This window comes from Chromobacterium sp. IRSSSOUMB001 (assembly GCF_023507765.1).
Taxonomy (GTDB): domain Bacteria; phylum Pseudomonadota; class Gammaproteobacteria; order Burkholderiales; family Chromobacteriaceae; genus Chromobacterium; species Chromobacterium haemolyticum.
On the sequence record NZ_JALCYU010000053.1, the window covers coordinates 1 to 846 of the forward strand.

The following is an 846-nucleotide window of genomic DNA, read 5'->3' on the forward strand; positions in this document are numbered from 1 at the left end:
GTGGCGGAACACCATGTCGTTGCCGCTGCGCAGCACCTGGATGTCGGTTTCCTTGATACCTACGCCGAACACCAACTCATCACGGTAGGCGTCGTTGACCGTCGGCGCATCCGCCTTGTCGATGATCAGGTCTTGACCGTCGCCCAGATTGAACAGATAGGTGTCGCGCGCATAGCTGCCCGTCAGCGTGTCGTTGCCAGCGCCGCCTTCAAACACGTTGTCGTAACCTCTCCACCCGGCAAACAACTGGTCGTTGCCAGCGCCGCCACGCAGGGTGTCACCCTCTACGCGCCAGCCACCGCCATCATTATTGCCGTAGATCACGTCGTCGCCATCGCCGCCTTCCAGCAGATCGGCGCCGTTGCCGCCGTTAAGCGTGTCGTTGCCTGCACCGCCACGCAAGGTGTCGTTGCCTTCTTCGCCAAACAGGCCGTCATCGCCAGCCCCGCCTTCCAGCAGGTCGTTGCCGTTGCCGCCGTACAGCGAATCGTTGCCGCCGTTACCCAGGATCCAGTCGTTGACATTGCCGCCGCGCAGCGTGTCGCCCAGTTCCGTGCCCACCAAAGGCACGCCCTGCAGCATCAGTTGCTCGGCCGTCCACTTCACGCCGCTGGCGAAGGTGATCTGCTCGATCCAGTACACCCGATCGGTAAACCAGTCTTTCACCGTCACGCTGTCCTGGCCGTTGACATGACGGAACACCATGTCGTTGCCGCTGCGCAGCACCTGGATGTCGGTTTCCTTGATGCCGACACCAAAGCGCAGTTCATCGCGGTACTCTTCACGCGCAATATCCGCATCCGCCTTGTCGATGATCAGGTCCTGACCATCGCCCAGATTGAACAG

General features: G+C 61.3%; 1 protein-coding gene. It reads right to left on the bottom strand.

Features of this window, described 5'->3' with window-relative positions; genetic code table 11:
* On the bottom strand, window positions 1-846 hold an 846-nt coding region (locus MOV80_RS23270; RefSeq protein WP_275975397.1), incomplete at both ends, for a calcium-binding protein.